The organism is Paraliobacillus ryukyuensis (assembly GCF_003315295.1).
GTDB lineage: Bacteria > Bacillota > Bacilli > Bacillales > Amphibacillaceae > Paraliobacillus > Paraliobacillus ryukyuensis.
The window spans coordinates 200,234-207,957 of the sequence record NZ_QNRI01000004.1 but is presented as its reverse complement, the minus strand read 5'-3'; the positions used below and the strand labels follow the sequence as shown (position 1 = coordinate 207,957).

Genomic DNA, 7,724 nt, shown 5'->3' with positions numbered 1-7,724 from the left:
TTAACGCGTTTCTCTAATTCATTTTCTGTTAATGTGTCTAAGCGTTCTTGCGTCATTTCTTGATCGGTTGATTGCGGATAGTAGACAGCATATAAGTGTTTTAATTGACCGTTACTATCCTTCACACCCCATCTTTGCAAAGCTTGATAATCATATTTTAAAGACGTTTTTACATTCCCGTCTGCATCTGCAGGACTAACACCTAACAATGCAGTGACTACTCCACTTGATTTACTTTTTCGTTCTATACCTAACAGATTATGGCCAAATGTAGCTTCAAAACCTCGCCAACGCCCCACACGCTCAAGCATATCAACATAGCGAACAATTTCACCATTTTCTATTGCGATGCGGAACTGTAATTCTAAATTAAATTCACTTGCTATTCGTTTCAAAAATGCATATGGATTCGTGTGCTCTTCAATCACAAACGTTCGCAATCCTGTATGCGCAATCTTGCCGCGCTGCCATCCAGTATCGACTAATGTATCTGTTACATGTTTAGCAGCTGTATCAGTACCGGTTGTTTTAGGGCTGATTATTTTGGTTTTTTTTAATCGTAAATAACTAGCCGTTGACCATACGTTAATATGGTGACTACCATTTTGATTAAGCGCCTGTTTATGCTCATCAATAATAAATTCGGCGTAACCTACTTTTCGATCAGGTACAACAATACGGTTTTGATCATCAATATACTTAGAAAATGATTTATCAGAAAAAGTCGTAAAATCAAACGTATCACGATTGTTTTGTAACTCAATCGTTCGTACATCGTTCCAATAGTTTTTCTCGGAGATGTAATCAGCAACTAATCCAGTCTGTTTATCTGTGATATGAATTAAAGATTGCAACGATTCTCACCTCCATTCTACTTATACGTTGGTCGATAGCGCACATAACCTTCTATCGCTCCATCTGGCAATAATGCCAATGTGTTTTGTCCTGACTCTAAGGTAAATGGCGTTGCACCAAAGTCTTTTAGATCATTGCGTAGTTCGCCATTAATACGTATTTCTGGATCGTAATTTTGATTATCTCGATGATCAAACGTGATCATATCGCCAGCTTGCGCAATATACGGTATACCTTCCACATCATTTAATTTAAAACAGCGCATGAGCAATACTTCCATATCTTCTTCGTTCGTATCATAAAACTTTTGAAAAGCTAATTGAATTTGAGATACCTCTTGAAGCACTTGATCGGATTCTAAGGTTCTTGTCCATTCACGAACAACGACACGGCCAGAACCATCTTGCAATTGTTGCATGATAAGTGTCCAGTTGTTACCTTCACGCTTCACTTTCATTCTTCCGTAAATATCTTCTAAGTTTTTTGGCAAGGTTAAATATTCTGTTCGCTCCCCGTTTCCAATTTCTAAGCAAATACCAAAGTGATCATAGCCATACCATTTATCTTCAATCCAAGCACGGAAAACAATATTATTCAGATCGTCTAAACCGTACATTTCAATCCGACCTACCGAACCACCTCGTGATTCCGCATAAAAACGAAAGCCCATATCAGCTAAAAAATCTTGAACAGGTTCTGATAAGCTATGTTTTTTTGCAGGACCGTACCATTCATAAGCGCCTGCATTTGGATCTAAAAAAACAGGATAGAATCCATAATTAGTAACGCCGAATGAGCCTTTTATATAGCCCTCACCTATCACATCTGTATCTACCCAACCAAGCATAGCTTCCATATCATGATGAAAAATTTTTTCTTCTTTGTTTACTGGTGTTGTCGTAACATCTGTTGGTTGCCCGATTAACATGAACTCTCGTCCGTTAGACACCATCGCAAATGTAATAGGTGCTAATACTTCTAATTCAAACACCGGTTGCGCTTCTGCGGTACCTTGGACATCGATAATTGTCCCTTGACCTGTTAGTCCCTCAACAATTTCTTCACCAAAAGCATATGGATCTGGACAGACAAAGGTGATGGTTCCACTTCTTAATACGGATATCTTTTCAAAGTCATCTATTGTATTTTCAACAACTGCATAATAAATGCGCCCTGGTTCATCATCAAATTCTAATGGAACAGGTTCATCAGTCAAAAGCCATGCTGCTAATTCATCTTTTTTGGCTAATGCATCATCATCATCGATAATACGAAAACCGATAGGTTGATGAATGACAAGAGAATCAATCTCAGTACTTTCTAACCGAGCACCATGATAACCTGGCATGGTTAATAAATTTCTTTTTCTAGCAGCAAAAGGAGGTTTGCTTCGACCACGTTCAATATATAACCATTCTTTTCTGATCCCGTTAAACGTTAACGATTCGTATTTAGGCAAATTCGTTTCTCACCCTCTCATTTCTAGTTTGGATTTCTGTCACAACAGGTTCAAGGCTTTCACCTAGTACATTACTATCTAAATACATATTAGTATCTTTACTTAATAATTGAACTAGTATTTTGTTCTGTTCCAACGTTGCATTTAATAGTTCTTTTGTATAATCAACAACTGAGGTTGATCTAGTAGATTGACTTGGTGATGTAGTTTGTTTACCTAGTAAAGCTAATAGCTTATTAAACGGATTGTTTTTTAATGTTTGAACAATCTTATCCGCCTCACCAGTTGGACTAATTCCAGAAGCATAACCAGGAATAGAACTAATCATGTTTGTAGTTTCTTTGTGCGTGAACACTTGTGTACCTTTTGGAACGTCATACAAACCAAATCCAGCCATCGCCCAATTGTTGTTATGCTTCACTAATTCTGGACCTTCTTCACCTAACCAAGAGACACCACCAGGATGAGAGTCAGTGCCTTTTGCAAATCCTAAGGCTCCACCAATTAAATTAACACCCACATTTACACTGCTCGGTATTAAATCCCAAATATTATTACGTCTAGCTAAACTAACATCAACGTTTTTGTTTTCTCTTTTCGTTACTTCATCGTTAAGTTTATCAGCTGTTCCGTTATCATCTACATCAACGTTTTTATTAACATCTTGGCTTAAAATATCATTAAGCAACAAGCCATTTTGTTGTACATTTTTAACCTTATTGTTGTTGTCATCTATGCCATAACCTTGACCGGCAATGGCATCGCTACCCATATTAATTTGATCTTTCACTTGATCCCATAACCCTGCTTCGCGTAAGACATCTTCTAAGACTTGATCGTTACGAATAAGCTTACTATCTAGCTCGCCTACCTGGTTATTAATCTCACTTGTTGTCGCACCTTCTTTTTCAAGGTTTTTGATAAGTTCTTCTCTTGTTTTAGCAAGCTCACCATTTTTCGTCTGTATCTGGCCAATGATGTTTCCTTCTTCAACTTTAATCTCTGAAGTCTTGGCTAAATTATCTATTCGTTGTTGTTCTTCTTGTGATAGTTTACTAAGTTTGTTATCAAGCAAAGAATTAATATTGTTGTATAGACCTAGTTCTTCAAAAATATAAAGCTTGGTCTTTTCTCTTTCGTTGTTACTTTCAATCAATTTATTTAAACGATCTTGTTCTTCTTCATTGAGCTGACCATTCTTTTGTCTTTTTTCTTCTAATTTTGCTATCTCTTCATTATTCTTAGCTATGGATTGATCTAATTGTTCAAGTCCTTTCTGTCCCTCTTCATTGATACCTATTTGCTTTAAGATAATGTTTTGATATTCAGCATCAAATGCTTTTATCTTTTCTAGACTTTCTTTTTCATTTGCTATTTTTTCACGCGTCTCTTTTGTGCTATTTGTGAGAGTATCATAAATTTCACTATATTTTCCGTTTTGAATATCTATTAAATCGTTTTTTTCGTTTGTTAATTTAATTTGTTCTTCCGTAGATAAAGTTTCTGTATCTATTATGTTTGCAATTTCACGAATTCTTTCTCCTCTTGCTTCCTCTGACATTTCTTTAGCTTTTACAAGTTGAGTAATCCTGTCCTGGTATTGTTCATGCTCTTTATTAAGCTTATTAATCTCTTTCCTTGTTTCTTTTTCTTTTTCAAGATTCTTTAATCTTTCACCTTCCAACTCAATTCGAGTAGCTTCGTACATAGAAGAAATATATTCATTTACTTCCTCCGTGTTTTTAGCAAATGCATTACCTTGTTTTGAAACATTGGTCTTCACATCAGGTGTTTGATCAATAATTTTCTTATTTGCTTCAAACAGTTCATTTAACTCATCTTTTGAAAGTCCACTTTCTTTAGCTAGATTATTATATTGTTTTTGAAGTTGTTCAATTTCGCCCGGATTACTAGATTCTGATATCCTGATATTTAAGTCATTTAATCTAGCTAATTCTTCGTTACTTATTTTTGCTTTTTCTGAGAGCCTATCAAAGGTTTCGGCGCTATTTTCTAATTCCAAAGCTTGATCATTTAAAGACTTCGCCACTTCTAATGTCGCTTCTTCAGTTTCATTGTTTCTTTTAGTCAAAGTATATAAACCGACACCCAAAGCACCAACACCTGCAACAGCCAAACCTACTGGCCCTGTTCCTAAAGCCATTGCTCCTATACGACCAAGTAATCCTTTACCGCCTACTTTACCTAGACCTTTAAATAGACCGCCTGTAACTTTCATTAAACCGCCTATACCAGAACTTAATCCGCCAACAACGGATAAAACAGGACCAGCTGCCGCTGCAATCCCGCCTAACATGACAATGTTTTTCTTACCTTCTTCGTCTAATTCTTCAAACCAATCGGTTACATCTTCAATACCATCTTTCACATCTGGTAATACATCTCTCGTAAAATCGAGAAGTGTTTCTCCAACTGGTAATAATACCTCTTTAGCTTCTCGCCAAGTAGAAGCCCATTGTTTAGAAATAGATTGCTCGGCATTTTTTGTCATATCTTCCATGGTGCCATCGACACCTTCAATACCTTCGCCTATTTCGCCCATAGAATACATAGCTGTTGATTCGAGATCTTCCCACTTGGTACCGTACAAATCAACGCCTACTTGATTCGCTTCTACTTGATCGTCCATGCCCTCTAGTTCTTTCAACACAGCATTGGATACATCTTTGACCGTTTTTTCACCGTCTTCGTACTGTTCCCATACTTCCTGTGTCGCATCAGAGAGTTTACCTATGGCATCGGATGTCGTTGCGCTACCATCTTTTATACGAATTTGGAATTCTTTCATTACGTCGTTAATGTAATCTAGATTATAAACACCTGCATCGGTACCTTTTTGTAGTAACTCAAAATACTCTTCAGCTGAGTACCCCATACTAGCAAATAAGGTGGAATATTCGCTTAAGTTGTCAAACATCTCATTGCTAAAGTTAAGACCTTTTTGTGCTCCTCTAGCCATCAAATCAAAAGCTTCGTCTGCCTCAATACCGAACCCTTTCATCACATTGTTTCCAGCTCTCGTGACCTCATTGACATCTGATTCAAAGGTGTCTGCAAGAAGAAAGGCTTTTTCTGTAATACGTTCTAGATCTTCATTGTTTACATTACGTATGTTTTGCTTCACCTGTAGTAAAGCTTGATCAATTTGATCGGCACTCTCTCCAAAACCGTTGTTATATATGTTGCGCGAGATATTCGTTAATTCTTTGGTTTCTTCAGCAGTTAGACCTAAAGTGTTTTGAATTCGTACAGCAGAATCTTCATAACTTCCTGCAACAACTCCTGCAGCAGCTCCTAGACCTAAGATGGCAGGTGTGACGGTAGTAGACATTGTATTACCAACAATGGAGGTTTTATCACCAAAGGTTTTCACCTTATTTCCAACTTTGTCTAAATGGTTACCCATCTTTGTCCAATTACTATTAGAAATACGTTGCTCTTCTTTTAGCTTTGCAAGATCATTTTCCACACGACCTACATAACGGCTAAGGTTATTTAAAGAAGCAACTTGATTGTTGTATTCTTTTGCTGCCTTTTGCGCTTCTTTAGACCCTTCTCCATACTCTTTGACCATTTTTTCATACGTTTTACGAGCACTATCAGTAACAGATTGCTGAACTTCTAGTTTTCGATTTAAGCCACGTAACCGTGTTTCATATTTTTCAATTGATTTATCACTACGATCAAAGGCAGACATATTGGCTTTCATTTCACTATTAACCACGGTTAACTGTGATTTTAAGTCTTTCAATCCAGAATTGACTTTCATCGAATCTAAATCCAGTTCAATGGACAACCCTTCAATTCTTTCAGGCATACACATTACCTCCTTTCCTTAACCACCAAAGGCAGCTATTAAAGATGTTTCTTCTTTCGGTTTGTTCTTGTCTTGTATCAGCTGTACAACATAATGGATAGGCATTTCTAGTATCTCGTTGATATCTTTACCGTTGTTCATTAATTTAAGGACGAGTTTGTCTAAGTATTCTGCTTGCTTGGCGATTGAAAAATCCTCATCCTCTAATCTTTCTTCGCCAGGAAGTTTTTTGTTTCATCACTTTGTTGACCCTGCGCTACAAATATCAATTGTTGTTTGACAACATCTTGGCCACCTGGCGCATGCAAACGATTATAAATATCTTCTGTCGTGATCTTTCCTGCAAAGACTTCGTTTGCTACAAACTCAGCAATTCGATCAAACTTGTCCACTTCAGAAAGCTTTTTATTTGTTTCTACGTCATGCCATACTTCGATAGCGTTACGCGCTACGCGCAACGGAATAAATGCTGGTGTCCATATTTTTTCAATTTCTGGTTCATCACCTTTTAGTACACCTTCAGGATTTTTCACCAGTTCTAGCATATTCCGTTTTAAATTGGCCATAATAATATTCCCCTCTCCTAAAATAAAAAGAGCAAGAATTTAATCCTGCTCTTTAATTAATGGTTTTCCTATTTTATTTTGATCTGACATTAATTCTTGGAATCTCTCTTCACTAATTTCAGAATCAACTCTTTTTGGATATACATCATCTTTTACATAGATAATATCTCTGTCTTTGAGATCTTTAAAATCATGAATGACAACATACTGTTTTGGTTCTTTTGGTTGTTCATTTTCTTCGTTTTCTGCGGCAGTTTCTTCTTGCTGAGGCTCATCTTCTGTATCACTGGTTAATAAGTCCAGCAGCTCATCACGATTCATACTGCTTTTATACTCGATCTCTTTTTCATCTAATTGTGATTTGATTTCATCGATAGTCATTTTTTTACTCATGATTTATGCTCCCTCCGGTTCCGCTTCAGGATGCGCTTGTCCGAAAATCTTCTGAAATAAAGCATCTCGATTGGTTGTTTCACCTTTAGGATCTACAGCAAATAATACCGATTTTTCTTCTTCAAACCCTGTCACTTCACGATCCATAAATTGTGCAGAAATTTCTTCACTAGAAAATTCCGTATTTTCACCTTTTGTATTACCGGTTACTTGTGGTCGTGTGAACATTCCTTTCGGAAGTCCAACATATTCTGTTGAACCATCTTCATACGTTCTAGCGAAGATAACGGCAACATATGGTGGATTATCCATACTCCCTGTTGCTGTAATACCTTCTACGGTTTCCCAGCCAAGTAAAGTTTCCTTATCCTGAATAGGAATCTTATGAAAACCTGCAGTAACAGATACATTTCCAGATGACACAGCAATTTCTGCTGTTTTATTATCACCATAAGCCCGAACTGGCTCTTGTGGCATTTCAACCGTGATGGTTTGCAAAAACTTTACACGATCAATTGCATCAGCTGTTATTGCGTCATCAACTACTCCATAATAAAATTCATCTACTCCAGTAGAAGCTCTATAATTCTTTTCTTCTGCCATTCTTATCACT

General features: G+C 36.9%; 7 protein-coding genes. All 7 read right to left on the bottom strand.

Annotation, left to right across the window (positions count from 1 at the left end):
• Positions 1–854 (bottom strand): phage tail spike protein (locus DES48_RS08670; protein WP_211318482.1); only part of this gene is annotated, 854 nt, incomplete at its 3' end.
• 17 nt (positions 855–871) lie between these two features.
• Positions 872–2,314, bottom strand: a complete 1,443-nt coding sequence (locus DES48_RS08665) for a distal tail protein Dit (protein WP_113868508.1) — start codon at positions 2,312–2,314, stop codon at positions 872–874.
• Positions 2,307–6,152: a phage tail tape measure protein gene (locus tag DES48_RS08660; RefSeq protein ID WP_170126190.1), complete on the bottom strand. Its 3,846-nt coding sequence runs from the start codon at positions 6,150–6,152 to the stop codon at positions 2,307–2,309. Before DES48_RS08660 ends, DES48_RS08665 begins: the two co-directional genes overlap by 8 nt.
• Positions 6,153–6,170: 18 nt before the next feature.
• A complete protein-coding gene (gene gpGT, locus DES48_RS16610; protein ID WP_425451873.1) occupies positions 6,171–6,293 on the bottom strand; it encodes a phage tail assembly chaperone GT in 123 nt (40 codons plus the stop codon).
• A 62-nt stretch (positions 6,294–6,355) separates the two neighbouring features.
• Entirely contained in the window at positions 6,356–6,718 is a 363-nt protein-coding gene (gene gpG, locus DES48_RS08655) for a phage tail assembly chaperone G (RefSeq protein WP_113868503.1), read from the bottom strand.
• Positions 6,719–6,757: 39 nt separating this feature from the next.
• On the bottom strand, positions 6,758–7,111 hold the full coding sequence (locus tag DES48_RS08650) for a hypothetical protein (RefSeq protein WP_113868500.1): 354 nt from the start codon (positions 7,109–7,111) through the stop codon (positions 6,758–6,760).
• 3 nt (positions 7,112–7,114) lie between these two features.
• On the bottom strand, positions 7,115–7,714 hold the full coding sequence (locus tag DES48_RS08645; protein WP_113868498.1) for a major tail protein: 600 nt from the start codon (positions 7,712–7,714) through the stop codon (positions 7,115–7,117).
• Positions 7,715–7,724: the final 10 nt, after the last annotated feature.